Origin of the sequence: Cribrihabitans marinus (assembly GCF_900109035.1) — a bacterium.
GTDB lineage: Bacteria > Pseudomonadota > Alphaproteobacteria > Rhodobacterales > Rhodobacteraceae > Cribrihabitans > Cribrihabitans marinus.
Map to the genome: position 1 here is coordinate 260465 of NZ_FNYD01000003.1, position 24141 is coordinate 284605.

Sequence of the window (24141 nt, forward strand, 5' to 3'; positions counted from 1 at the left end):
GCTGGCCCGAGACTAGCGGCAATCCCTGCCGCGCGGCAACTCCGGCCCTTGGGTCAGACCGGCAGGCGCGCCTCGACGCGGCCCATATGCAGCATCAGGGCGAAAGCGCAGGCGGACAGGGCCGTTATGCCGCCCGCCAGCGGCACCAGCGAGCCGTCGAAGAGCAGGCCGACCGGCGCCGCGATACAGGCCGCGCCGACGGTCGAGATCGCGCCGATCACGCTGGCGGCCATGCCGGCGACATGGCCCATCGGCTCCATCGCGATGGCGTTGAGGTTGCCCAGGGTCATCCCGGCCATGAAGAACAGGCTGGTCTGCCAGGCCACGAACAGGCCAAAGCCGGGCGCGGGCAGGACGGCCTGGCCGGCGCTGAGCAGCATGAAGCCCGACAGCAGGATCTGCACGCCCAGGGCCCAGGTCACCAGCCGACGCATGCCCACGCGCACCACGACGGCCGCGTTCAGCAGGCTGGCCGTGCCGGCCAGGATCGCCACCGCGCCGAACCAGAACGGAAAGCTCTCGGCGCGGTCATAGACCACGTCATAGACCGGCTGCACCATGGTCAGCATGGTGAACAGCATCCCAAGGCAGAGCGTCTGCACCACGATCGACAGGCGCACGGTCGGATGGCGCAGCGTCTCCTTCAGCGCGGCCCAGAGCGGGCGGGCGCGGAACGGCAGCCGCCGGTCCTCGGGCAGCGGCTCGGCCAGGCGCAGCCCCAGCCAGAGGGCGACCACCAGCGCGAAGATCACGAAGGCCGCGAAGATGCCGCGCCAATTGCTGATTGCGATGATGCCTGCGCCGATCGCCGGGGCCAGGGCAGGGAACAGGGTGAAGACCAGCATGGCGATGGACAGGATCCGCGCCATCTCGCGCCCCGAATAGAGATCGCGCATGATCGCCACGCCGACGATGCGCGGCGCGGCGGCGCCGATCCCCTGCAGCACCCGTGCGGCCAGCACCAGCTCCAGCGACGAGGCCGCCCAGGCCAGCCCGGCCCCCAGGACATAGAGCGCCAGCCCGGCCTGGATCACCGCCTTGCGTCCGAAGGCATCCGACAGCGGCCCGGTGAACAGCGTGCCCAGCCCCATGCCCAGCACGAAGGATGTCAGCACCAGCTGCGCGCGGTTGACCGTGGCGGGGCTAAGCTCGGTGCCGATCTCGGGCAGGGCCGGCAGCATCGCGTCGATGGAGAACGCGATGGTGGCGAACATCACGCCGATCAGCGCGATGAATTCGGCCTTGGACATGCGGTTCGCCATGACGTCTCCTTTGCCCGGTTGCGCTAGCACGCGCGGTCCCGGCGCGCCAGAGCCAAGCGGCGCACATTAGGCGGGTCAGATATGCACAGGCGGGAGTGGACGCGCCGGGCGGGTCAGTCGGAGATCTGCTCCATGATCTCGCCGATCACCTGTTTCCACAGTTCGGGCGGCTGCGCGCCCGGCACCGCGTGCTGGCTGGCGACGATGAAGGTCGGCACCGAGGTCACGCCCATCTCGCGCGAGTGTGCGTCGCGCTGGCCGATCTCCTCGCGGTCGGCATCCGAGGCCAGCAGGCGCCCGATCACAGACGCGTCCAGGCCGACGGAATCGGCGAGATCGGACAGCACCTCATGATCGCCGATGTCGCGCCCCGCGACGAAATAGGCGTCGAACAGCGCGTCGACCATCTCGGTCTGCTTGCGCTCGATCCCGGCCCAGTGGATCAGGCGGTGCGCGTCCAGCGTGTTGGGCGTGCGTTCCATCGCGTCCAGGTTCAGCGTCAGCCCGGCCTTCTCGGCATGTTCGGCGACCGGCGCATAGGCTTTCACCGCGCCGTCCTTGCCGCCGAACTTGGTCTCCAGGTAGGCGCGGCGGTCCATGCCCTCGGCGGGCATATCGGGGTTGAGCTGGAACGGGTGCCATTCGATCAAGAAGGGATGATCGGGGATCTCGGCCAGCGCCGCATCCAGCTGCGCCTTGCCGATATAGCACCACGGGCAGATCGGATCGGACAGGATATCGAGTTTCACGGTCTTTTCGGTCATGCGGAAGGTGCCTTGAAATAGGCCGGCAATGCGCGGCGCAGGAGCTTGCCGTTGCCGCCGGTGGGCAGTTCGGGCAAATGGATGAAGGCGCGCGGCTGCTTGTAGCGCGCCAGGTTGTCCTGGACATAGGCGCGAAGGTCGCCCTCGTCCAGCGGTTCGGGGCCGGTATAGAAGGCGGCGATGATGCTGGCATCCTCGCGGATGGCGACTTCGGCCACGCCCACCTGCACAATGCCGGGATGGCGCGCCAGCACCGCCTCGACCTCGAGCGGCGAGACCCGGAAGCCGCCGGCATTCATCATGTCGTCGTCGCGGCCGAGATAGCTGATCTGCCCGTCGGCGGCCATCACGCCCTGATCGCCGGTCAGGAACCAGTCGCCTTGCATCCGGGCGGCGGCCTCGTCGGGCGCGTTGAGATAACCCAGCATCAGGCCCGGATCGTCGCGGTGCACGGCGATCGTGCCTTCGGTGCCGCGCGGCACCGGCCCGTCGGGGCCCAGGATCGCCACCCGCCGGCCCGGCTGCGGCCGGCCCAGGGCATCGGCCCGCGCCGGGTGGTCCGGGCAGCCGGAAATGAAGGTCGAGCATTCCGACATGCCATAGGCTTCGAAAAGGTCGCGGCCGGTGGCCTGCATCCAGCGGTCGTGCAGGGGGCGGGCCAGCTTCTCGCCCGCGCTCAGCCCGTGGCGCAGGTCGGGCAGGTCCAGCCGGTCGCGGCCCTGAAGCATCTTGCGATAGACGCCCGGCGCGGCGGCGAAGATCGTCGCGCGGTGGCGGGCCAGCAGCTCGGGCAGGGTGGTCAGGTCTGTGCCCGGCTCGGGGATCAGGGCTGTGCCGCCGATGGTCCAGGGATCCATCAGCCCGGTGCCCAGCGTATAGGTCCAGTTGAACGCGCCGGCATGGCACAGCCGGTCTTCGGCGCGCAGCCCGTACCATCCGTCGACCATCATCTGCCGCGCCCAGATCGCCCGGTGCGCATGGGCCACCGCGCGCGGCCGGCCCGAAGTGCCCGAGGTATAGACCGCATAGGCCAGCCGGTCGGGATCGCCCAGGGCATAGCCGGCCGGCGGCAGCGCGCGCATCTCCTGCAGCGCGTCCAGCGTGATCTGGCGCGGATGCGCGGCGCAGGCCACGTCGGGGTCACGCAGGACCGCCGCCGGGGACAGCTCGTCGATCATCGCTTCGGTCTCGCGCTCGGTCAGCTGGGTCGAGGTCGGCACCGGCACGATGCCGGCGGCGATGGCGCCCAGATAGGCGATGGGAAAGGCCACGTCATTGCCCAGCCGCATGAGCACGATCTGCGCCGGTTCGATCCCCGCCTCCAGCAGCCCGGTGGCGGTGCCCCGGATCGCCGCCTGGACCTGGCCATAGGTCCAGTCCTGCGTACCGTTGCGGCCGATGACGCTCAGCGCACATTTCCCGGGCTGCGCATCGGCATGGCGCATCACATGGGCGGCCATGTTGAAGGGCGCGGGACAGGGCAACGGCGGCCCCTGATCGTGGATCGACTGCATGGCCACTGGCTATAGCGCGCCGGGACACGTTGCAAGCGGCGCCGGGCGGCCCTATAGACCGGTTGCATGGCAGACCGCGACCCCAGTTCCCTGATCCGGATCGCCCGCGCGGACGGTGGCGGGGACGCGGCCGAGCCGCTGGATCTGGGCGCGCGGGTGCGCGAGCTGCGCAAGGCGCGGAACTGGACGCTGGAACAGGCGGCGGGCAAGGCGGGTCTGGCCCGTTCGACCCTCAGCAAGATCGAGAACGGCCAGATGTCTCCGACCTACGAGGCGCTCAAGAAGCTGGCGGTGGGTCTGCAGATTTCGGTGCCGCAGCTCTTCACGCCGTCAAGCCGCGACCGGATCAACGGGCGCATGGCGGTCACCCGGTCCGGCGAGGGCAACGCGCAGGCCACCGCGACCTATGAACACGAGCTGTTGGCCGATACGCTCAGCCGCAAGCGGATGCTGCCCTATCGCACACAGGTGCGGGCGCGGTCCATGGACGAGTTCGACGGCTGGGTGCGCCATGACGGCGAGGAGTTCCTCTATGTCCTGACCGGCGTGATCCGCCTTTATACCGAGTTCTACGAACCCATCGAGATGCGGCGCGGCGACAGCGCCTATTACGACGCGGCGATGGGGCACAACGTGGTCTCGGTCAGCCCCGAGGACGCGACGATCCTGTGGGTGACATCGCTGAGCTGATCAGTGCCCGGCCTCGCGCGCGAGCGATTCCACGAACAGGAAATCGGCCAGCTCCTGCCGGGCCTCTTCCATCGTCAGGTGGTGGGTGCGGGCAAGATGCGCCTCGAATCGGGTGCGGTCCGTGCGCTCCTGCGAGGACAGGGCGTCGCCAAGGTTCGGGAAGCGCTGCTTGGCGAGGGGAAACGCCGTTTCCCAGTTCTGCGTGAATTCCGACCATTCCATGACGCGCATGTCCCTTGTCCCGGTGAATGCACCTCTTCCCTGCAAAGACGTTAAGGACTAAGCCGGATTATTGAGCACAGGACAAAATGTCGCACCCCGCACCTCCGCGGATCGTGCCGGTGTCGCAGATCGCCCAGATGGTGCGGTCGTTCACTCCGCCTCGTACCACCAGAACCCGGGCATGTAGTCCGGCCCGTCCCCATAGAGCGGGAAGGTCTCGGGGTGCTTCAACTCCTTGGCATGGGCGATGCGGCCGACCTCGAAGCTCCAGATCGGGATCACGTAGCGCCCGGCGGTGAGCACGCGGTCGAGCGCGCGGGTGGCGGCGATGAAATCCTCTCGGCTGTCCGAGGCCAGCATCGCGTCGATCATCGCGTCGGCGGCGGGCGAGGCCACCCCCATCAGGTTGCGCGTGCCCGGCGTGTCGGCGGCGTCGCTGCCCCAGTAGAGCTGCTGCTCGTTGCCCGGGGACAGCGACAGCGCCCGGCGATACGGGGTCATCTGGAAATCCAGTTCGTTGGTGCGGGCGGTGTATTGCGCGTCGTCCACCTTTTCCGTGCGCATGGTGATGCCCAGCCGTTCCAGGGCGCGGGCGAAGATGTCGACGGCCGCCTCGTTCTCGCTGTCGCCCTGGCGCAGCAACACGTCGACGGCAAAGGCCTGGCCCTGCTCATTGCGCAGGACCCCGTCCTCGATCGTCCATCCGGCCTCGGCCAGCAACTTGGCGGCGATGCGCAGGTTGCGGCGGTTGCGTTCGGTCCCGTCGCCCTGCGGCAGCGTGTAGCCGTCGATGGCGCCGGGGGGCAGGCTGCCGGCGAACGGCTCCAGCAGCTCGCGCACGCGGCCCTCGGCCGGGCCGGGGCGCATGGCCAGTTCCGAGCCCGAGTAATAGGAGGTAATACGGGGCAGCTTGCCGCCGGTCAGCGTGTCGTTGATGTATTCGAAGTTGAAGGCCAGCAGCATCGCCTCGCGCACGCGCCAATCGTCGAAGGGCGGCATCCGTGTGTTCATCGCGAAACCGGTGATGCCCGAGGGCTTCTGATGCGGGATCTCGGTCTTGACCACGTCGCCGCGCTGCACGGCGGGGAAATCGTATTGATTGTCCCATTTCTCGGCGTTGAACTCGCGCAGGGCGGTCAGTTCGCCGGCCTTGAACGCCTCGAACAGGACGGTCGCGTCGCCATAGAACTCGATCCGCATCTCGTCGAAATTCTGGGTGCCGCGGTTGAAGCTCAGATCCGCCCCCCAGTAATCGGGATTGCGGGTATAGGTGACGTGGCGTCCGGCCTCGTAGTCGCTGACCACATAGGCCCCGGTGCCGATGGGGATGTCGGCCAGCGCGGCATCGGCGAAATCCTTGCCGTCCCATTGCGCCTTTTTCAGGATCGGGCGCATCCCGGCGATCAGCGCCAGTTCCCGGTCGGCGGTGTTGAAAGTCAGCCGGACCTTGCGCGTGCCGGTCTGCTCGATGGCCGCGACCTTGGTCCAGAACCCGCGATAGCGCAGATGACCCTGAGTGCCCAACGTCTCGTAGGACCAGATCACGTCCTCGACCGTGACCGGGCTTCCGTCGGAGAAGCGCGCCTCGGGGCGCAGGGCAAACTCGACCCAGGAGCGGTCGGGCGCGGTCTCGACCGATTCGGCCAGCAGCCCGTAGAGCGTAAACGGCTCGTCCCAGGACCGGCCCATCAGGCTCTCGTAGCCCCAGAACCGCGATTGCCACGGCACGGTTCCCTTCTGGATGAAGGGGTTGAGGCTGTCGAAGCCGCCGGTATTGCCGAAAACGACACGCCCGCCCTTGGGCGCATCCGGGTTGGCATAGGGCAGCGACTCGAAGCCCGGCGGCAGGGCCGGTTCGCCATACATGGCGATTCCGTGGGCTGATTCTGCCTGTGCGGCCAAAGGCAGGCCGAACAGGGCGATTCCGGCCAGCAACGACCGGGCGGGGCGGAAATAATCAGCTAGCACTTTGGCAACAATCCTGCTCTGCCCTTATTTATTTGATGGATTCAGCGTAGCGGTGGATTCACGTCTTTTCAAACTTTTAGCTTGGATGACGGTGGGGAATTGCTTATAAAGGAGTCACTGCTCGATAGGTTTCTTGCCTGTATGAAACCTGCCTCAATAACTTAACGCCCGCTTCGTGCGGGCGTTTTTTTTGGCCTGCCGTCCGGGGCCCGGGGTGAGCGAATTGGCGTTTTCTTTGCACGTGCAGCATGGCAGGGTGCGGCCACGCCATGACAATGCAGGAGGATCTGGCTCATGTCGCTATCGGGAAAGACGGTCATCGTCACCGGATCGAATTCGGGGATCGGGCTGGGCATCGCGCGCGAGATGGCGCGGGCGGGGGCCGATGTGGTGCTGAACTCGTTCACCGACAGCGACGAGGATCACGCGCTGGCCGAGGAAATTGCAAAGGAGTTCGGGACCGACGCGCGCTATATCAAGGCGGACATGTCCAAGGGCGACGAGTGCCGGTCGCTGATCGAGCAGGCCGGACGCTGCGACGTGCTGATCAACAATGCCGGGATCCAGCATGTCGCGCCGATCGACGAGTTTCCGGCCGACAAGTGGGACGCGATCATCGCCATCAACCTGACCTCGGCCTTTCACACCACCGCCGCGGCGCTGCCGATGATGCGCAAGGCGGGCTGGGGCCGGGTGGTCAACATCGCCAGCGCCCACGGGCTGACCGCGTCGCCCTACAAATCCGCCTATATCGCCGCCAAGCACGGGATCGTCGGGCTGACCAAGACCGTGGCGCTGGAGACCGCCCGCGAGCCGATCACCGCCAACGCGATCTGTCCGGGCTATGTGCTGACGCCCATCGTCGAAAAGCAGATCCCCGACCAGATGAAGACCCACGGCATGAGCCGCGAGGAAGTGATCGAGAACGTCATGCTGTCGCGCCAGCCGTCCAAGGAATTCGCCACGGTCGAGCAGATGGGCGGCACTGCGGTCTTCCTGTGTTCGGACGCGGCGGCGCAGATCACCGGCACGACCATTTCGGTCGATGGCGGCTGGACGGCGCTGTGAGGTGACGGCGCGCAGAAAGCGGAAGGTGGTAAAGCGGATCAATCTGGCCCTGCAGGGCGGCGGCGCGCATGGCGCCTATACCTGGGGCGTTCTGGATCGCCTGCTGGAGGATGACGGCATCGAGATCGCCGCGATCACCGGCACCTCGGCCGGGGCGCTGAACGGGGCTGCGCTCAAGGCGGGCATGGTCGCCGGCGGGCGCGAGGGCGCGCGCGACACGCTGGACCGGCTGTGGGCGCGGATGGGCGCCATCGGCGACATGCGGCTGTCGGGCTGGATGTTCGCGCTCGAGCCGGCGCAGGTGGCGCAGGCGATGGAGTATTCGCTGCCGTTCTCCTTTGCCGACACCTGGTCGCGCATGGTGTCGCCCTATGCCTACGGGCCATTCTACCGCAACCCGCTGAGCCCTGTGGTCGAGGCGTTCGACTATGACAAGGTCTGCGCCGGCGAAGGGCCGGAGCTGTTCATCTGCGCCACGCGCGTGCGCACCGGCAAGATCCGCATCTTTTCCGGCGCCGAGATCTCGACCGAGGCAATCCTGGCCTCGGCCTGCCTGCCGACGGTGTTCCAGGCGGTCGAAATCGACGACCCGCGCACCGGCCGGCGCGAGGCCTACTGGGATGGCGGCTATACCGGCAATCCGGCGCTGTTTCCGCTGTTCAACACCGGGCTGCCGGATGACGTGGTGATCGTGAACATCAACCCGCTGGAACGCGATGAGTTGCCGAAGACGCCGCAGCAGATCCAGAACCGGATAAACGAGATCAGCTTCAACTCCTCGCTATTGCGCGAGTTGCGGGCGATCAGCTTCGTTGGCCGGTTGCTGGACGAGGGCGCGCTGGAACGCGGTCGGATGAGCCGGGTCCTGGTCCACATGATCGCCGATGACGCGCTGATGACGGGGCTGTCGGTGGCCACCAAGATGGTGCCGATGCCGACCGTGCTTCATGGGCTGAAGACCGCCGGGCGCGACGCTGCCGACCGGTTCCTGGCGGCGCATCGCGACGACCTGGGCGTGCGTGGCACGGTCGACCTGGCCGAAATGTTCAACTGATCATTCGGGCGGATCTTCGGGCTCGGGCGGCCGGGTCGGATCCTTCTCGTTGGGATAGACGAGACCCGCGGAGATCACCAGCTTGGCGGCCTCCTCGATGGTCATGTCCAGTTCGATCACGTCCTCGGCGGGAAAGAACAGCAGGAAGCCCGATGTGGGGTTCGGCGTGGTCGGCACGAAGATGCTGTAGAGCGTGCCGCCGGTCTCGGCCCGGCGGGCCACCTCGCCACGCGCGCTGGTCGAGATGAAGCCGATGGCCCAGATGCCCCGGCGCGGATACTGGATCAGGCAGGCCTTTTCGAAGCTGCGCTCGGACTGGGCAAAGACCGTCTCCGAGATCTGCTTGATCCCGGAATAGATCGAGCGGACCACCGGCATCCGGTTCACCAGGCTTTCGGCGAAATGGATCAGCGAGCGGCCGATCAGCCCCTTGGCGATCCAGCCGACGATCACCGTGAAGACCAGGAAGATGATGACCCCGAGGCCGCGCAGGTTGATGCCGATATACTGTTCGGGGCGGAACTGGTGCGGGATCAGGGGCAGGACGAACCCGTCGATCCAGCCGACCACCGACCAGATCAGCCAGATGGTCAGGCCGACCGGGGCAATGACCACCAGCCCGGTCAGGAAGGACGCCCGGAACCCGGACAGCATCCCCCCGCGCCGCTGCGGTTCCTCGTCGAATGGCGTGTTCATGGCGGTCCCAGATTGCTCCCCGTGGGAAATTAGGCATTTCCGCGGGCGGCTACAATGGCTTGTCGCCCCGGGGCGGCAACTATCGGGGCAGGGCGCCCAACGCGCGGGCAATCCGGGCCGCAAGCCGCGCATTGTTGCGCACCAGCGCGATATTGGCGTCCAGAGAGCGGCCCTTGGTGCGCTCGTAGATGCGCTGCAGCAGGTAGGGGGTCACTGCCTTGCCGGCGATGCGGTGGGTGGCGGCGTCGGCCTGCGCCTCGGCGATGATCGGCGCCAGCTCGGCGGCCGGGATCTGGTCGGCCGCCGGGATCGGGTTGGCGACCAGCTGCCCGCCGGGCAGGCCCAGCGCGCGCCGGGCGGCATGGGCGCGGGCAATCGCCTCGGGGTCGTCCATGCGCAGGGGCGCCTTCTGGTTCGATTGCGCCGACCAGAAGGCGGGAAAGGCATCCTGCCCGAAGGCGATGACCGGCACACCCAGGGTTTCCAGCACCTCCAGCGTCTTGGGCAGGTCCAGGATGGCCTTGGCGCCGGCGGCCACGACTGTCACCGGCGTCTGGGCCAGCTCATGCAGGTCGGCGGAGATGTCGAACGTGGCCTCGGCCCCCTTGTGCACGCCGCCGATGCCGCCGGTGGCGAAGACCTCGATGCCAGCGTGATGCGCGGCAATCATGGTGGCCGCCACCGTCGTCGCCCCGGTGCCGCCGCTGGCCAGGCAGGCCGCCATGTCGGCGCGGCTGAGCTTGGCGACGCCCTTGGCCCGGCCCAGGCTCTGCAGCTGGTCGGGTTCCAGCCCCACATGCAACCGGCCCTCGATCACCGCGACGGTAGCCGGCACCGCGCCGCCATCGCGGATGTCCTGCGCGACCTGCGCGGCCACCTCGACATTCTGCGGATGCGGCATGCCGTGGGTGATGATGGTGCTTTCCAGCGCGACGACGGGCTGGCCATTGGCGCGGGCCTGCCGCACCTCGTCCGAGAATTGAAGGTCGATCACAGCGGGGTCTCTCCTGATACGTATGTTGCGGCCGCGTGCAGGGCGCGATCCAGCGCGGCCTCGCGGTCGGTGCCCTCGGCCTCGGCTGCGATATGGGCTGCCATGAACGTGTCGCCGGCGCCGGTCACACGGGTCACCAGCACCTCGGGCGGAGTGCGCGAGATCACGCGCTCGGCGCTGGCCTCGGTCGCGTTGCGGCCGCCATCGGTGACCAGTGCGCGCAGGGCGCCGCGCTCGATCAGCCCGCGCGCGGCGCTGTCGGAGCCGTCGAACTCGGTCTGGCACAGCAGCCCGGCCTCTTCCAGATTGACATAGAGCGTGGCGCGCGCGTGCTGCAGGAACGGGCGCAGGCGTTCGGCCTTGCCGGGCGAGGCCGGGGCCACGCGCAGGTCGGCGCGGGCAAAGGCGGGGCTGGCGGCGATCTCTTCCAGAAGGGACTGCGTCAGGTTGCCGTCAAGTGCCACCAGTCCGTCATAGGGCGATGCCGCGCTGCCCAGCCGCCCGTCCTGCAGCGGCCGCAGGATCTTGGCGCCCGCCGCCTCGAGCGAGTGGGCATCGGCAATCGCCGCGATCAGCCCGTTGGCGCCCTCGACCGCCATGTAGCGGTCGGTGGGCAGATCCTCCGAGCGGTAGACATGGCCGGCATCCATCCCCAGCTGCAGGCAGGCGCGAACAAGCTCGTCGCCCTCGGCATCGCGCCCGATGGCGGTCAGCAGCACCGGGGTCATGCCGAAGCGCACCAGCGTCATGGCGATGTTCATCGCCACGCCGCCCGGCAGGCGGGTGATGCGCCCGGGCACGTCCGAGCCCTGCCGCATGTGGCTGGCCGAACGCCCGATCACGTCCCACAGCACCGAGCCGATGCACAGGATATCCGTCCTCGCGGTCATGCCAGCCTCATGCCGCCAATCGCGGCAGCGCGCAAGGGGCGGTGTCAGGGCACATGGAAGGTCAGCGAGGCCCAGAGCGATTCCCACACCTCGCGACGGCCCTCGAGCGGGCGCAGGACCACGGCGTTGAGCAGGTAATCGTGACCGGATGCCACCGGGATCAGCGCCTCGCCGCGCGCATCGGTGCGCAGGACCGAGCGCGTCACCGTGCCGTCCGGCGCGCGGGCAAAAACCTCGACCGGTACCTCGGCGCGCGGCGCATCGCGATAGAGCAGGCGCACCCGCATCCCCTCGCCGGGCGGGTCCGCGTAGGGGTTGTTGAGGGCCACGAACTCGGTCTCCATGCCGGCGGCGGCATCGGCCCCGCGGGCGGATCCCACGGCGACGAGGGACTTGGCGTGGCGCGTGTAGCTTTCGAAGAAGTCGGTCAGCGGAAGCCCGCGCGCAAGGTGCCGGCTGCGCAGATCGCCCAGCTCCTTTTCGTCGGTGAAGGCCTGGAATTTCTCCCAGGTCTTGTATTTGACCGAAGCCGGTTCCGTCTCGTGCAGGATGACAAGCAGGCCGTTCCTGACCTGCGCGCCCTGCAGCGCCGGGATGTCGCCCAGGCGGCCCTCATAGGGCGTGACGCGGCCGTCCTGCCGCAGCTCGAACCGCGCGACGGTGTTGGGAAAATACCCCAGCGAGATGCCTTCGAAATCCTGCCCGTTCCGGAGCGAGGCGGTCACGCCCCGGTCGCTTTCGACTTGATATTGCTCGGGGGCGATCCAAAACTCATGTCCAGCCGCCGGCAGTGCGGGGACGGCCGCGAGGCAAAACAGGACAAGGGTGCGTGGGTTCATGGTCAAGATCGGTCCTTTGGTGTTTCACAAGCTGCGTCTTGCACTGATCCTGTCAAGCCTTTGGATGGCCATGGGTCCCGCGGCCGCGCATGAGGTCACGCCGACGATCGGGGATTTCTCGGTCGAGGACGGCACGCTGCGGCTGGAACTGCGCATGAATGTCGAGGCCTTCCTGGCCGGCATCGACCTGGACGGGCTGGACGATACCGACGAGGCCGCGGAATCGCCGGATTATGACGCGCTGCGCAAGCTGGACGCGCCCCGGCTGCAGCCGCGCATCCGGGCCTTTGCGCTGGACTGGCTGGACCGGCTGGATGTGCAGGCCGGCGGCCCCGTCGCACTGTCCTACGAGGGGGCGAGCATCCCGGTGGTGGGCAACGCCGACCTGCCGCGCGCCTCGACACTGCTGTTCACCGGCCCGGTGCCCCCCGGCGCGCGGGCGCTGAGCCTGACCTGGCCCGATGGCGCGGGCGCGCTGGTGCTGCGCCAGCAGGGGGTCGAGGAGCCCTATACCGGTTACATCAACGGCGGCGAGACCAGCCCGGAGATCGCGCTGGCCGGGGGTGCGGCCAAGACCGGCTGGGAGACCTTCGTGGACTATATCCCGGTGGGGTTCGATCACATCCTGCCCAAGGGGCTGGATCACATCCTCTTCGTGCTGGGCCTGTTCTTCCTCAGCCCGCGCCTGCGCCCGCTGATCTGGCAGATCTCGGCCTTCACGCTGGCGCATACGGTGACGCTGGCGCTGGGGGCGCTGGGGGTGGTGCGGGTCGATCCGGGCATCGTCGAGCCGCTGATCGCGGCCTCGATCACCTTCGTCGCGCTGGAAAACGTGTTCGCGCGCCGGCTGCATGCCTGGCGGCCGCTGGTGGTGTTCGGCTTCGGCCTGCTTCACGGGCTGGGGTTCGCCTCGGTGCTGGGCGAGTTCGGCCTGCCGGACGCGCAGTTCCTGCCGGCGCTGATCGGGTTCAACATCGGGGTCGAGCTGGGGCAGCTGGCGGTGATCGCGCTGGCGTTTCTCAGCGTCGGGTTCTGGTTCCGCAACAAGTGGTGGTATCGCGGGCGCATCGCCATTCCCGCCTCGGTCACCATCGCGCTGATCGGCGCCTACTGGGTGGTCGAGCGGACCATGCTGGCTTAGGCCATCGCATCGGTGAGGCGGCGCAGCGCCGCGAGTGGATCCTCCTCCGACCAGATCTCGTCCCCGATGCCGAAAAAGTCGGTATGCGGCGCCAGGCTGCGGACCAGATCGGGCGTCAGGCCGCCCTCGGCCACCACCGGCACCTCGATCATCTCGGACCACCATTGGAACAGCTCGGCATCCGCGCGGGTGCCGTCGCCCAGGGTCGAGGCGCCCACCGGGCCGAAGCTGACGTAATCCGCTCCGGCCTCGCCCGCCGTCATGCCGTCATGGCGCGAGGCGCCGCAATGGCTGCCGACGATGGCGTCGGGCCCGAAGGTCTTGCGCGCGGCCCGCACCGAGCGGGCGGCATCGCTCAGGTGAACCCCGTCCAGTCCGTGCCGTTCGGCCAGCAGCACATGATCGGAGATCACCACCGCCACGTCGCGGGCATGGGCCACCTCGCGGCAGCTGTCGGCGGCACGTGCGATCCGCGCCTCGTCCTGCCCGGCCAGCGCCAGGCGGATGCAGGCGATCGCGGCCCCGTCCAGCACCCGCGCCAGCTGGTCTGCGAAGGTGTCAGGATCGAAGGCGGCCGGGGTGATCAGGTAGATCTGCGGCGTCTCGGGGGCGTCCATCGCGGCACTCCTGGTTGTGTCGCTGGCCGTTTAGCGGATCGCGTCGGGGAAGGAAACGGTCAAGCGGCGCGAAACCGGCCGGCTGGCCCCCGTGGTTCGGCTTGCCCCTGCGGCGCGCGCGGATTAGAGCGGGCACGCCAGTTTCGGAGACCCGCCGCCATGCCCAGCGACCAGCCCCAGCCCGCCCTCGTCCTCGTGCGCCCGCAGATGGGCGAGAATATCGGCGCGGCGGCGCGGGCGATGTGGAATTTCGGCCTGGACCGGATGCGCATCGTCGCCCCGCGCGACGGCTGGCCCAACCCCGCGGCGGTGGCGATGTCGAGCGGCGCCGGGCGACTGCTGGACGAGGCGCGGCTGAGCGATAAGCTCGCCGATGCGGTCGGCGATTGCAGCTATGTCTATGCCACCACCGCCCGGGGACGCGGGCTGACGAAGCCGGTGCTGAGCCCCGAGCGTGCGATGGCCGATGCCGCCGCGCGGATCGCGGCCGGAGAGAAGGTCGCGGTGCTGTTCGGCCCCGAGCGCGCGGGGCTGGAGAACGAGGATGTCGCGCGGGCCAACGCGATCATCTCGGTGCCGGTGAACCCCGAGTTCGCCTCGCTGAACCTGGCGCAATGCGTGCTGCTGGTCAGCTATGAATGGATGCGCGCGGCGGGTGAGGTGGTGCACGAGGCCGATGTTCCGGCCAAGGGCGACTGGGCCAGCGCGATCGAGATCGAGAAGCTGGCCACCCATTACGAGGACCGCCTGGGCGAGGCCGGGTTCTTCTACCCGCCCGAGAAGGCCGAAGGCATGAAGATCAACCTGCGCAATCTCTGGAGCCGTATGCGGCTGACCCGCGCCGACGTGCAGATGCTTCACGGCGTGATGCGGCAGATGGTGCGCTGGAAGGAACGCGACGGCAGCTGATACTGGACCTTGCCGGCGGCGGGCCCTAGCTTGCCGGCGAAGAATGGATGAGGACGGCATGAGCGGCAAGCGCAGCATCTTCGAGGAGGTCACCGAAGACACCCCCAAGGCCACGGCGCAGCCCGGCCTGATCGACCGTGGGCGCGGCGGTGCGCGGCGGGCGATCCGGGCCTGGCTGATGGTCCTGTTCGCCCTGGTCGTGGTGATGATCGCGGTGGGTGGCCTGACCCGGCTGACCGACAGCGGGCTGAGCATCACCGAATGGCGCCCGGTGACCGGAGCGATCCCGCCGACGAGCGCGGCCGACTGGGAGGCGGAGTTCGACAAGTATCGCCAGATCGACCAGTGGCGGATCCAGAACCAGTGGATGGAGCTGGCGGATTTCAAGGAGATCTACTGGTGGGAATGGGGCCACCGCCAACTGGGCCGGGTGATCGGCCTGGTCTGGGCGCTGGGGTTCCTGGGCTTCCTGGCCGCGCGGCAGATCCCGGCGGGCTGGACCGGGCGGCTGCTGCTGCCGGGACTGCTGGGCGGGTTGCAGGGCGCCGTGGGCTGGTGGATGGTCGCCTCGGGCGTGACCCAGGGCGAGGGCATGACCTCGGTCGCCAGCTACCGTCTGGCGGTGCATCTGGGCCTGGCCTTCGTGATCCTGGGCTTTCTTGGCTGGTATGTCCTCCTGCTGGGCCGAACCGAGCGTGACCTGATGCAGGCGCGCCGCGCGAAGGAGGCCAAGCTCTTCTCGCTCGGCACGGGGCTGATGCATTTCGCCTTCCTGCAGATCCTTCTGGGCGCGCTGGTGGCCGGCATCGACGCCGGGCGCAGCTTTACCGACTGGCCGCTGATGGGCGGTCAGATCCTGCCGCCGGATGCCCTGATCCTGGAACCGGCCTGGCGCAATTTCTTCGAGAATCCCGGGCTGGTTCAGTGGATCCACCGCGTGTCGGGGTATCTGTTGCTGATCTTCGGCATCGTGGCCTGGATGCGCGGCCGGCACAGCGCCCATGCCCGCACGCGCTTTGCCTTCAATGCGGTGTTCGCGGCCCTGTCGCTGCAGATCCTTGTGGGCATCGCCACCGTGATCTATGCCGCGCCGTGGCAGGTGGCCATTGTGCACCAGCTGATCGCGGTGCTGCTGTGGTCGCTGATCCTGCGGGCGCGCTTCCTGTCGGCCTACCCGGTTTCCACTTCTCTCAGGGACGTACCCAAATGACCGCATTCGACGACTTGATGGCGTTCCAGCGCGAGACCTCGGCGCTGGGACAGATCGCCGGCCGGCTGGGCTGGGACCAGGAAACGGTGATGCCGCGCGGTGCCGCGGCCCAGCGCAGCGAGGAGATGGCGGCGATCGAAGGCGTCCTGCACGCCCGTCGCTCCGATCCGCGGGTGGGCGAATGGCTGGCCGCGGCCGAGCCACCGGACGAGGCCGGTGCCGCGCAGCTGCGCGAGATCCGCCGCGCCTTCGAGCGGGCGCAAAAGGTGCCCGGCGCGCTGGCCGCGCAGATCGCCCGGACCACGTCGCGCGCGCAGGGGCTGTGGGCACAGGCCCGCGCCGACGAGGATGTGGCCGCCTTCCTGCCGGTGCTGGAGGAGGTCGTCGCGCTCAAGCGCGAGGAGGGGGCGGCGCTGGCGGCGGGCGGGTCGGTCTATGACGCGCTGGTCGAGGATTACGAGCCGCACACCACCGGCGACGACATCGCCGCGATCTTCGACGCGATGCGTCCCCGGCTGGTCGCGCTGCGGGCGGCGGTTCTGGACCGGCCGCAGCCGGCCGGCCTGACCGGCACCTATGACGAGGGCGCGCAGATGAAGCTGTCGCGCAAGATCGCCAAGGTCTTCGGCTACGACATGACGCGCGGGCGGGTGGACAAGGCGGTGCATCCGTTCAGCTCGGGCAGCGGCGCGGATGTGCGCATCACCACGCGCACCAACCCGTCCGATCCGTTCAACTGCCTCTATTCGACCATCCACGAGGTCGGCCACGCGGCCTATGAGCAGGGCGTCGATGCCGGGTTCGCGCTGAGCGCGCTGGGGCAGGGCGTGTCGATGGGCGTGCATGAAAGCCAGAGCCGGATCTACGAGAACCAGCTGGGCCGCTCGCGCGCCTTCACCGGCTGGCTGCTGGGCGAGATGCGCGCGGCGTTCGGCGATATCGGTATTGCCGATCCGGATGCCTTCTATGCAGCGGTGAACCGGGTGCATAACGGGTATATCCGCACCGAGGCGGACGAGCTGCAATACAACCTGCACATCATGCTGCGCTTTGACCTGGAGCGCGCGCTGATGGCCGGCGATCTGCAGGTCGCCGACCTGGAGACCGCGTGGAACGACCGGTTCGCCACCGATTTCGGGTATCCGGTGGACAAGCCCTCGAACGGGCTGCTGCAGGACGTGCACTGGTCGGTGGGCCTGTTCGGCTATTTCCCCACCTATGCGCTGGGCAATGTCTATGCCGGCTGCCTGCACGAGGCGCTGCGCAAGGCGGTTCCCGATCTCGACGCGCAGCTGGCGCAGGGCGATACCTCGGCCGCAACGCGCTGGCTGCGCGATGTCGTGCAGCGTCACGGCAGCCTCTACCTGCCGCGCGAGGTGATCGAACGGGCCAGCGGGCAGGTGCCGTCCGAGGGGCCGATCCTGAACTACCTCGAAGCGAAGTTCGGGGCGCTCTACGGTCTTTGATCGCTGCAAGGTCTTCTCTCAACGCATTGTCATTGCGATAGAAAAACGGATCCGACGCTTGATGCCGGTTCGCGGCGCGCGGCGGATTCCCGCCTGCCGTCCGAGACTTCCGGGGCCCTTATGGAACCGTCCGCATCGGGCGGCAGTTGTTGTGCCGTCACCCCGCTGGGGATCACAGGAACGGAGAATCGAGATGAAACGCCTGATGTATACGACGGCACTGCTGTGCGGCACTGCCCTGGCCGGTGCGGCCGCGGCCGAGACGATGGTCAAGGAAATCGAGGTCGAGGCAGACCTGTCTACCATCGAGAACTTCGAGGCTTCCAAGGTCTGGAGCACACTGCCCTCGGATCTGGAATCGAACATCGCCGAGCGGCTGTCCGACCGGTTGGGCGATGAAGGCGCCAAGATCGGCATCGACATCGACGAAGTGTCGCTGGCCAACGGCTTCGAGCAGGCGTCCGGCATCGCCAATTCGCAGCTCAAGGGTACGATCATCATCGAAATGCCCGTGGCCGGTCAGGACATGACCTATGACCTGACCGTGAACGCCGAACAGGCAAAGCTGCAATACCCGGACGGGACGGAGGAAACCGACCTGACCGTCGGCAGCGAGGTCTTCTACAACGCGATGATCGACGCCTTCGCCGACAATGTCGCATCGAAATTCAAGGAGGACATGTAACCATGAGGATCATTCTCGCACTCGTCGCCCTGACCGGTCTTGCGGCCTGCGAGACGGCCGAAGGGTTCGGACAGGACGTCTCGACCCTGGGCAATGAAATCACCGAGGAATCGCGCGAGGCGCAATGACCGCCTGAGCGGCCTGACACGCGGGACGCCCGGCCCATCTGGGGGCCGGGCGTTTTCATTCGTGCCGGTCAGGTCGACAAGGTCAGCCCTCGTCAGGCTCCTCGTCGCCCTGGTCGGCAATCCAGGCGACGCTGACGACCTCTTCGCCCTTGCCGGTGTTGAACACCTTGACGCCGCCGGCCGAGCGCGACCGGAACGAGATCCCCTCGACGGGAACCCGGATCGACTGCCCCTTGGAGGTGGCCAGCATGATCTGGTCGTCGGTCTCGACCGGGAAGGAAGCCACCAGCGTTCCGCCGCGCATCGCCTTGTCGATGGCCGCGACGCCCATGCCGCCGCGCCCCCGGACCGGGTAGTCGTGGCTGGAACTGAGCTTGCCCGTGCCCTTGGCGGTGATCGTCAGGATCAGGTTCTCGGCCGCCGACATCTCGGCATAGCGTTCCTGGCTGATCGTCGACATCGCGTCGCCCTCTTCCTCGTCGGGCATCTCGGCATCGTCGGCCAGACCCGCAACCGCGCGGCGCATCTTGAGATAGGCGGCGCGCTCGTCCGGGGTGGCCTCGAAATGCCGGATCACCGACATCGACACCACCCGGTCGCCGTTCTGCAGGCGGATGCCGCGCACGCCGGTCGACTCGCGCGAGTTGAAGACCCGCAGATCGGTGCTGCGGAAGCGGATGGCGCGGCCCGAGTCGGTGACCAGCATCACGTCGTCATCCTCGGAGCAGATCCGCGCATTCACCAGTTCGACATCCTCGGGCAGTTTCATCGCGATCTTGCCGTTGCGCCGGACATTGGTGAAATCCGACAGCCGGTTGCGGCGCACGTCGCCGGCCGAGGTGGCAAAGACCACCTGCAATTCGTCCCAGTGATCCTCGTCGCGGTCGATGGGCATGATGGCCGCGATCGACACGCCGGTCGGGATCGGCAGGATGTTAACGATGGCCTTGCCCTTGGACGTGCGCCCGCCTTGCGGCAGACGCCAGGTCTTGAGCTTGTAGACCATCCCGTCGGTGGTGAAGAACAGAAGCTGCGTATGGGTGTTGGCCACGAAGAGGGTCGTGACCACGTCCTCTTCCTTGGTGGCCATGCCCGACAGGCCCTTGCCGCCGCGTTTCTGCGCGCGGAAATCGACCAGCGGCGTGCGCTTGATGTAGCCGCCCGAGGTCACGGTCACAACCATGTCCTCGCGCTCGATCAGGTCCTCGTCCTCCATGTCGCCGGACCAGTCGACGATCTCGGTGCGGCGCGGCACGGCGAACTGCTCGCGCACCTCGCTCAACTCGTCGGAGATGATGCCCATGATGCGCTCGCGCGAGCCGAGGATCTCCAGGTATTCCTTGATCTTGCCGGCCAGCGATTCCAGCTCGTCGGTGACTTCCTTGACGCCGATCTGGGTCAGGCGCTGAAGCCGCAGGTCGAGGATGGCGCGGGCCTGCGCTTCGGACAGGTTATAGGTGCCGTCCTCGTTCATCGTGTGGGTCGGGTCGTCGATCAGCCGGATATAGTCGGCGATCTCGGACGCGGGCCAGCGCCGCGTCATCAGCTTTTCCCGCGCTTCCGCGGCATCGGCCGAGGCCCGGATGGTGGCAACCACCTCGTCCACGTTCGAGACAGCGACCGCCAGGCCGCACAGGATGTGGCTGCGCTCGCGCGCCTTGCGCAGGTCGAAGGCCGTGCGCCGCGCGACCACATCCTCGCGGAAATCGATGAAGGCGGTGAGAAAGCCGCGCAGGGTCAGCTGCTCGGGCCGGCCGCCATTGAGCGCCAGCATGTTGCAGCCGAACGAGGTCTGCATCGGCGTGAAGCGGAACAGCTGGTTCAGCACCACCTCGGCGGTGGCGTCGCGTTTCAGCTCGACCACCACCCGCACGCCGTTGCGGTCGGATTCGTCCTGCACATGGGCCACGCCTTCGATCCGCTTCTCGCGGACCTGCTCGGCGATCTTCTCGATCATCGAGGCCTTGTTCACCTGATAGGGGATCTCGTCGACGATGATGGCATAGCGGTCCTTGCGCAGCTCCTCGATCCGGGTCCGGGCGCGGATGATGACGCTGCCGCGGCCCTCCAGATAGGCCTTGCGCGCGCCCGACCGGCCCAGCATCACGCCGCCGGTGGGAAAGTCGGGGCCGGGCACATACTGGATCAGCTGTTCGCTGGTCAGGTCCGGATCCTCGATCAGCGCCAGCGTGGCGTCGCAGATTTCGCCCAGATTGTGCGGCGGGATGTTGGTGGCCATGCCGACGGCGATGCCGCCGGCGCCGTTGACCAGCATGTTGGGAAACCGCGCGGGCAGGACCGTGGGTTCGCGGTCCTTGCCGTCATAGTTGTCCTGGAAATCGACCGTTTCCTTTTCGATATCCGCCAGGATCGCGCCCGCCGGCTTGTCCATGCGCACCTCGGTATAGCGCATGGCCGCCGGGTTATCGCCGTCCATCGAGCCGAAATTGCCCTGGCCGTCGAGCAGGGGCAGCGACATCGAGAAATCCTGCGCCATCCGCACCAGCGCGTCATAGATCGCGCTGTCGCCGTGGGGGTGATATTTACCCATCACGTCGCCGACCGGGCGGGCCGATTTGCGATAGGATTTGTCGTGGGTGTTTCCGGTCTCGTGCATCGCGTAGAGGATGCGCCGATGCACCGGTTTCAACCCGTCCCGCAGATCGGGAATCGCACGGCTGACGATGACCGACATCGCATAGTCGAGATAGGACGTGCGCATCTCGGATTCGATGGAGACCGACGGCCCGTCATAAATGGGTCGTTCCGGCCCGGAATTGTTCTCGTTTTCAGGGGTTTCCGGTGTATCGCTCAACTTGGCCGCCCGTTTCTTGTGCAGGGTCTATATATTGTAGCGGTACCTTATCAGACCGCGCATATAAGGTGCAAGCGGAGTGCGCCGTTGCGGAAAATCTGCACTTCACGTCTTGCTAACGCATTGTTTCGAGGGTGATTAACCTTTTCCGTGCTAGCATGATCCGACCAACGCCTGTACCGGAGGTCGAGATGGAGCGATCCGAAACCGAATTGATGCTCAAGGGCTATGGCCTGACGACGGCCGAATTCTATTACCGCATGCCCGACCATATTCATGTTCTCAATACATTCATCTGGCAGGAATACGACCTTGCCCCGGACCACCCGAAACTGTTCGAGTTCGTCGAGTTCTGGCAACGCGAGATCGAGGGCCCTCTGCACTCGGTCCGCTTCACGCACCGCAAGATGATCTCGCCCGGAGAGTGGCGGAACTCGGTGGGTGAGTTCTACCTCAACTAGGCGGGCCTAGCCGGCCCGCCAGGCATAGACCGAACAACCTGTCGAGCCCGTTGCGGTATAGCTCTGGCCATCCGCGGCCATGCGGCCGCGCCATTTCACCGTCACGCCGGGGAAATAGTCGGTGCCGGTGATCTCGCGGCTATTGAGATAGACATCGCTGTTGGCGCGCTGGCCCAACGAATCCGCCAGCCGCCCGTGATAGGCGTTGGCCCCGGATTTCCGGAAGGTCACAGTGCCCGTCACCTTCACCACCAGCACGCAGTTCGCGCGGTATTTCCAGCTGCCGCTCAGGGTCAGGCCACCGGCCGCCGGTGCGGTCGCACTGGCCGATTGCGGGGCCTGCCGCGGGGCCGGCTTGCAGACGTTCCGTCCCGCCGCCTCGATCGCGCGCAGGGCGTCGACGCTGCCTAGGCCGTCCGGGTTCAGGCTCGCGCCGCTTGCGTCGATGAACCGGGCAAAGGCGCTGCGGGTGCGTGGCCCGATCACGCCATCGGCCCCGCCGGCAGAGCATCCGGCGGCGTTCAGCGCGGCCTGGGTCGCCCGGATCGTCGCCTTGGTTCCCTGCTGCCGGCGCTCTTCCTCGATGACTTCGGCATAGGGCACCGAGACCGCTGCCGGCTCGGCCGGAACCTCGTCCACCTGCGTGGCGCGCTTGGCCGGGGCGGCGGCCTCGGTGGACAGCCCCTCGCGCAGCTGCACGGCGACCTGATAGCTGTATTCGTCGGCGCGGTCCTCGTAGCGGTCGAGAAAGCCGTCCAGGGCGTCCACGGTTCCGATGCTGCGGGCCAGTTCCAGATCGGCGCGGATCGGATCGACCTCGGCCGCCTGCGCGGGCGCGGCGGTGGCCGGGGCCTTGGCGGCGGCCGGGATGAAGTAGAATTCGCCCAGCAACTCGTCGTAATAGGCCGGAACCTGGGTGTGGCTCACGGTGCGGGCCAGGTCGCGCACCTCGACCCGCAGGTCGGCGACCAGCGCGCGCAGCTCCAGACCCGGCTCGGATAGGCGCGGCAGCAGCGCGCGGGTGAAGACCGAGTTCTGCGCCGGATCCTCCTCGTGCAGCCCGTCCAGCGCCAGCTGCCCGGCCCCGGCCGAGAAGATCACGAAGGTGCCCTGCGGCGCGCTGATCCGCCCCAGCCCGCGGGTGCGCCCGATGCTGCGCCCGGCGACCGTCTCGAACGGGTTGTTGCGGCAGGCGTCGACGATGGTGATGGCGGTGCGGGCGCCGGTGGAGCGCACCCGGTCCAGCAGCGCCGAGAGGGCGATGGATTCGGATTTCACGAAATCGCTTTCGCCGGAGTCGGGGGCCACGATGTCGGTGGGCAACAGGTAGTTCTCGCCGTCGATCTCGACCCCGTGGCCGGCGAAGAAGACGAAGGCGGTGTCGCCGGGCTCCAGCCGGGCGGTGAATTCCGAGATGCGCCGGTTCATCATGCGGCGGTCAACGTCGATCCCCTCAAGGGTCTCGAACCCCATGCCGCGCAGCTTCGAGGCGATGGCGCGGGCGTCGGCGACGGCCTTGTCCAGCCTGGGCACGTGGTCATAGCTGTCATTGCCGATGACCAGCGCAAGCCGTTCCTGCGCCAGGGCGGGCAGGGCGGTGAGAATGAACAGGGCGGCGGCAAACATGCGCATCGAACTCTCCTTCATCGGTCGCGCCGCGCGAGTCCGACGCGGATCGGGCGGCCTTTGTCCCGATTTCTAGCGCATTCGCGCGGCGCTGTCCGTGAACTTGCTTACAGAGGTGGTGGGATCCGCCGGCTGCGGGCTCAGAGGGCAACTCTTGCCGTGGCGCCGCACGGGTCGTACAATTCCAGGCGGAGGAGGTGCGGAAAATGCCGAAATCCGATATCCCCGACTATCGCTCCGGCAAAAGCAAGGTTCTCAGGGAAATTGCCGACCGCAAGAAACGGTATGCCGACGCTCTGACCGAGATCGAGGATGGCATCGTCCGCTGTGACGAGATCATCGCGCATATCGACCAGAGCTGGGCCGAAATCCAGGGCTATTTCAAGGCGATGGAAGACAGCCACGTGCGGCTGTCGGCCTATGCGAAGAACATGATCGCCATCCGCGACAAGGCGGCAGTGGATTTCCTGCGCAAACCTGACGCCAAGATCCTGCAAAAGGCGTTCAAGTCGATCACCGCCCTGGAGAAGCAGCTGTTCGGCGAGATCGACAACTACAACGCGATCAGCGCCCAGCGGAAACTGATCGACACGCCGTATGACCAACTCACCGACAAGATCGTCAAGCTGCCCTGACAGGAGGACGTCTCATGCCCGATCTCGTGAAGAAGCCAAACGCGCGGTCCCAGCTTCTGGACAACGCGATCGAGGTGCCGGATGTGGCGGCGACGGCCTCCGAGGTGCTCTCCAAGGTGCAGAAGAACCGCAAGGCGGCGGACAGCTGGAAACGCCAGCATCAGAAGTCCCTGGCCAAGCTGAAATCCTACAAGAAGGAATTGGACGCCGCGCACAAGGACGTGGCCGGCACCAAGGCCCGCGACGAACGCCTGGCCAAGAAATGGACCGGGCTGGCCGACAAGATCATTCGCCTTCAGGCCGCCGCGAAATCGGGCAAGGGCGGCAAGGATCCCGAAAAGGAGATACGGGCGCTGCACACCCAGGCCGTGGCGGCCTATGACGAGATGGCGTCCCAGTTCGAAGCGCTGGCAAAGAAATACGAGAAGCTGTCGCGCAAGCTGCAGCGCGGGCTGAACAACCTTCCCTACTGATCCGGCTCCGGGCC

24 protein-coding genes are annotated in these 24141 nt (G+C 67.3%); 12 read left to right on the forward strand and 12 right to left on the reverse strand.

Annotation, left to right across the window (positions count from 1 at the left end; translation table 11 throughout):
* Positions 1–53 precede the first annotated feature (53 nt).
* The 3 genes from BMX57_RS06255 to BMX57_RS06265 form a co-directional block, all read right to left on the reverse strand.
* Positions 54–1262 carry a multidrug effflux MFS transporter gene (locus tag BMX57_RS06255; protein WP_092363762.1) on the reverse strand — a complete coding sequence of 403 codons (1209 nt, stop codon included), beginning with the start codon at positions 1260–1262 and terminating at the stop codon, positions 54–56.
* Between the two features lie 113 nt (positions 1263–1375).
* Positions 1376–2026 carry a DsbA family oxidoreductase gene (locus BMX57_RS06260; protein ID WP_092363766.1) on the reverse strand — a complete coding sequence of 217 codons (651 nt, stop codon included), beginning with the start codon at positions 2024–2026 and terminating at the stop codon, positions 1376–1378.
* Positions 2023–3540, reverse strand: a complete 1518-nt coding sequence (locus tag BMX57_RS06265) for a class I adenylate-forming enzyme family protein (protein WP_092363769.1) — start codon at positions 3538–3540, stop codon at positions 2023–2025. Before BMX57_RS06265 ends, BMX57_RS06260 begins: the two co-directional genes overlap by 4 nt.
* Before the next feature lie 66 nt (positions 3541–3606).
* Between BMX57_RS06265 and BMX57_RS06270 the strand changes: the two genes are divergently transcribed.
* Positions 3607–4230: a helix-turn-helix domain-containing protein gene (locus BMX57_RS06270; RefSeq protein WP_092363772.1), complete on the forward strand. Its 624-nt coding sequence runs from the start codon at positions 3607–3609 to the stop codon at positions 4228–4230.
* On the opposite strand, the gene BMX57_RS06275 is transcribed toward BMX57_RS06270, so the two are convergent.
* Both BMX57_RS06275 and BMX57_RS06280 read right to left on the reverse strand, forming a co-directional pair.
* Entirely contained in the window at positions 4231–4461 is a 231-nt protein-coding gene (locus BMX57_RS06275; protein WP_308419727.1) for a hypothetical protein, read from the reverse strand.
* 141 nt (positions 4462–4602) lie between these two features.
* Positions 4603–6420, reverse strand: coding sequence for an extracellular solute-binding protein (locus BMX57_RS06280; RefSeq protein ID WP_373283092.1), 1818 nt, complete (start codon positions 6418–6420; stop codon positions 4603–4605).
* A 294-nt stretch (positions 6421–6714) separates the two neighbouring features.
* Between BMX57_RS06280 and BMX57_RS06285 the strand changes: the two genes are divergently transcribed.
* Positions 6715–7488 carry a 3-hydroxybutyrate dehydrogenase gene (locus BMX57_RS06285; RefSeq protein ID WP_092363778.1) on the forward strand — a complete coding sequence of 258 codons (774 nt, stop codon included), beginning with the start codon at positions 6715–6717 and terminating at the stop codon, positions 7486–7488.
* Between the two features lie 25 nt (positions 7489–7513).
* Positions 7514–8542 (forward strand): patatin-like phospholipase family protein, encoded by a 1029-nt coding sequence (locus tag BMX57_RS06290; protein WP_092364352.1) that lies wholly within the window; start codon positions 7514–7516, stop codon positions 8540–8542.
* On the opposite strand, the gene BMX57_RS06295 is transcribed toward BMX57_RS06290, so the two are convergent.
* The 4 genes from BMX57_RS06295 to BMX57_RS06310 all read right to left on the reverse strand — a co-directional run bounded on the left by BMX57_RS06295 (position 8543) and on the right by BMX57_RS06310 (position 11847).
* Positions 8543–9238: a DUF502 domain-containing protein gene (locus BMX57_RS06295; protein ID WP_092363781.1), complete on the reverse strand. Its 696-nt coding sequence runs from the start codon at positions 9236–9238 to the stop codon at positions 8543–8545.
* A 79-nt stretch (positions 9239–9317) separates the two neighbouring features.
* Entirely contained in the window at positions 9318–10232 is a 915-nt protein-coding gene (locus BMX57_RS06300) for a pseudouridine-5'-phosphate glycosidase (protein ID WP_092363784.1), read from the reverse strand.
* Positions 10229–11122 (reverse strand): PfkB family carbohydrate kinase, encoded by an 894-nt coding sequence (locus tag BMX57_RS06305; protein ID WP_092363787.1) that lies wholly within the window; start codon positions 11120–11122, stop codon positions 10229–10231. The genes BMX57_RS06300 and BMX57_RS06305 overlap by 4 nt, the downstream gene beginning before the upstream one ends.
* Positions 11123–11166: 44 nt before the next feature.
* Complete coding sequence (locus BMX57_RS06310) at positions 11167–11847, reverse strand: DUF4198 domain-containing protein (RefSeq protein WP_229724199.1); 681 nt, start codon at positions 11845–11847, stop codon at positions 11167–11169.
* Positions 11848–11959: 112 nt separating this feature from the next.
* Between BMX57_RS06310 and BMX57_RS06315 the strand changes: the two genes are divergently transcribed.
* Positions 11960–13102, forward strand: coding sequence for a HupE/UreJ family protein (locus BMX57_RS06315; RefSeq protein ID WP_092363793.1), 1143 nt, complete (start codon positions 11960–11962; stop codon positions 13100–13102).
* Here the strand turns inward: BMX57_RS06315 and BMX57_RS06320 are convergent.
* Positions 13099–13719 carry a thiamine phosphate synthase gene (locus BMX57_RS06320; RefSeq protein WP_092363796.1) on the reverse strand — a complete coding sequence of 207 codons (621 nt, stop codon included), beginning with the start codon at positions 13717–13719 and terminating at the stop codon, positions 13099–13101. The genes BMX57_RS06315 and BMX57_RS06320 overlap by 4 nt on opposite strands.
* Positions 13720–13878: 159 nt before the next feature.
* On the opposite strand from BMX57_RS06320, the gene BMX57_RS06325 reads away from it, so the two are divergent.
* From BMX57_RS06325 to BMX57_RS06345, 5 genes are all read left to right on the forward strand, one after another.
* Positions 13879–14628, forward strand: a complete 750-nt coding sequence (locus BMX57_RS06325; RefSeq protein ID WP_092363799.1) for an RNA methyltransferase — start codon at positions 13879–13881, stop codon at positions 14626–14628.
* A 58-nt stretch (positions 14629–14686) separates the two neighbouring features.
* Positions 14687–15838, forward strand: a complete 1152-nt coding sequence (gene ctaA / locus BMX57_RS06330; RefSeq protein ID WP_092364354.1) for a heme A synthase — start codon at positions 14687–14689, stop codon at positions 15836–15838.
* Positions 15835–17304 carry a carboxypeptidase M32 gene (locus BMX57_RS06335; protein WP_092363802.1) on the forward strand — a complete coding sequence of 490 codons (1470 nt, stop codon included), beginning with the start codon at positions 15835–15837 and terminating at the stop codon, positions 17302–17304. Before ctaA ends, BMX57_RS06335 begins: the two co-directional genes overlap by 4 nt.
* Positions 17305–17497: 193 nt before the next feature.
* Complete coding sequence (locus tag BMX57_RS06340) at positions 17498–17989, forward strand: hypothetical protein (protein ID WP_092363805.1); 492 nt, start codon at positions 17498–17500, stop codon at positions 17987–17989.
* A gap of 2 nt (positions 17990–17991) precedes the next feature.
* Positions 17992–18117 (forward strand): entericidin A/B family lipoprotein, encoded by a 126-nt coding sequence (locus BMX57_RS06345; RefSeq protein ID WP_092363807.1) that lies wholly within the window; start codon positions 17992–17994, stop codon positions 18115–18117.
* An 82-nt stretch (positions 18118–18199) separates the two neighbouring features.
* Here the strand turns inward: BMX57_RS06345 and gyrA are convergent, their stop codons facing one another.
* Entirely contained in the window at positions 18200–20932 is a 2733-nt protein-coding gene (gene gyrA, locus BMX57_RS06350; protein ID WP_092363810.1) for a DNA gyrase subunit A, read from the reverse strand.
* 191 nt (positions 20933–21123) lie between these two features.
* Between gyrA and BMX57_RS06355 the strand changes: the two genes are divergently transcribed.
* The gene (locus BMX57_RS06355; protein ID WP_092363813.1) at positions 21124–21393 is read left to right on the forward strand and encodes an usg protein; all 270 of its coding nucleotides are present in this window, start codon (positions 21124–21126) and stop codon (positions 21391–21393) included.
* Between the two features lie 6 nt (positions 21394–21399).
* On the opposite strand, the gene BMX57_RS06360 is transcribed toward BMX57_RS06355, so the two are convergent.
* Complete coding sequence (locus tag BMX57_RS06360; protein ID WP_177175400.1) at positions 21400–23025, reverse strand: caspase family protein; 1626 nt, start codon at positions 23023–23025, stop codon at positions 21400–21402.
* Positions 23026–23225: 200 nt separating this feature from the next.
* On the opposite strand from BMX57_RS06360, the gene BMX57_RS06365 reads away from it, so the two are divergent.
* A complete protein-coding gene (locus BMX57_RS06365) occupies positions 23226–23654 on the forward strand; it encodes a hypothetical protein (RefSeq protein WP_092363819.1) in 429 nt (142 codons plus the stop codon).
* 14 nt (positions 23655–23668) lie between these two features.
* Positions 23669–24127, forward strand: coding sequence for a hypothetical protein (locus BMX57_RS06370; RefSeq protein WP_092363822.1), 459 nt, complete (start codon positions 23669–23671; stop codon positions 24125–24127).
* Positions 24128–24141 lie beyond the last annotated feature (14 nt).

Excerpts from the sequence above, each read along its gene's own strand:
- BMX57_RS06255 (WP_092363762.1), bottom strand. The coding sequence starts at position 1,262 with ATGGCGAACCGCATGTCCAAGGCCGAATTCATCGCGCTGATCGGCGTG.
- BMX57_RS06260 (WP_092363766.1), bottom strand. The coding sequence starts at position 2,026 with ATGACCGAAAAGACCGTGAAACTCGATATCCTGTCCGATCCGATCTGC.
- BMX57_RS06265 (WP_092363769.1), bottom strand. The coding sequence starts at position 3,540 with ATGCAGTCGATCCACGATCAGGGGCCGCCGTTGCCCTGTCCCGCGCCC.
- BMX57_RS06270 (WP_092363772.1), top strand. The coding sequence starts at position 3,607 with ATGGCAGACCGCGACCCCAGTTCCCTGATCCGGATCGCCCGCGCGGAC.
- BMX57_RS06275 (WP_308419727.1), bottom strand. The coding sequence starts at position 4,461 with ATGCGCGTCATGGAATGGTCGGAATTCACGCAGAACTGGGAAACGGCG.
- BMX57_RS06285 (WP_092363778.1), top strand. The coding sequence starts at position 6,715 with ATGTCGCTATCGGGAAAGACGGTCATCGTCACCGGATCGAATTCGGGG.
- BMX57_RS06295 (WP_092363781.1), bottom strand. The coding sequence starts at position 9,238 with ATGAACACGCCATTCGACGAGGAACCGCAGCGGCGCGGGGGGATGCTG.
- BMX57_RS06305 (WP_092363787.1), bottom strand. The coding sequence starts at position 11,122 with ATGACCGCGAGGACGGATATCCTGTGCATCGGCTCGGTGCTGTGGGAC.
- BMX57_RS06315 (WP_092363793.1), top strand. The coding sequence starts at position 11,960 with ATGGTCAAGATCGGTCCTTTGGTGTTTCACAAGCTGCGTCTTGCACTG.
- BMX57_RS06320 (WP_092363796.1), bottom strand. The coding sequence starts at position 13,719 with ATGGACGCCCCCGAGACGCCGCAGATCTACCTGATCACCCCGGCCGCC.
- BMX57_RS06325 (WP_092363799.1), top strand. The coding sequence starts at position 13,879 with ATGCCCAGCGACCAGCCCCAGCCCGCCCTCGTCCTCGTGCGCCCGCAG.
- ctaA (WP_092364354.1), top strand. The coding sequence starts at position 14,687 with ATGAGCGGCAAGCGCAGCATCTTCGAGGAGGTCACCGAAGACACCCCC.
- BMX57_RS06335 (WP_092363802.1), top strand. The coding sequence starts at position 15,835 with ATGACCGCATTCGACGACTTGATGGCGTTCCAGCGCGAGACCTCGGCG.
- BMX57_RS06340 (WP_092363805.1), top strand. The coding sequence starts at position 17,498 with ATGAAACGCCTGATGTATACGACGGCACTGCTGTGCGGCACTGCCCTG.
- BMX57_RS06345 (WP_092363807.1), top strand. The coding sequence starts at position 17,992 with ATGAGGATCATTCTCGCACTCGTCGCCCTGACCGGTCTTGCGGCCTGC.
- BMX57_RS06355 (WP_092363813.1), top strand. The coding sequence starts at position 21,124 with ATGGAGCGATCCGAAACCGAATTGATGCTCAAGGGCTATGGCCTGACG.
- BMX57_RS06360 (WP_177175400.1), bottom strand. The coding sequence starts at position 23,025 with ATGCGCATGTTTGCCGCCGCCCTGTTCATTCTCACCGCCCTGCCCGCC.
- BMX57_RS06365 (WP_092363819.1), top strand. The coding sequence starts at position 23,226 with ATGCCGAAATCCGATATCCCCGACTATCGCTCCGGCAAAAGCAAGGTT.
- BMX57_RS06370 (WP_092363822.1), top strand. The coding sequence starts at position 23,669 with ATGCCCGATCTCGTGAAGAAGCCAAACGCGCGGTCCCAGCTTCTGGAC.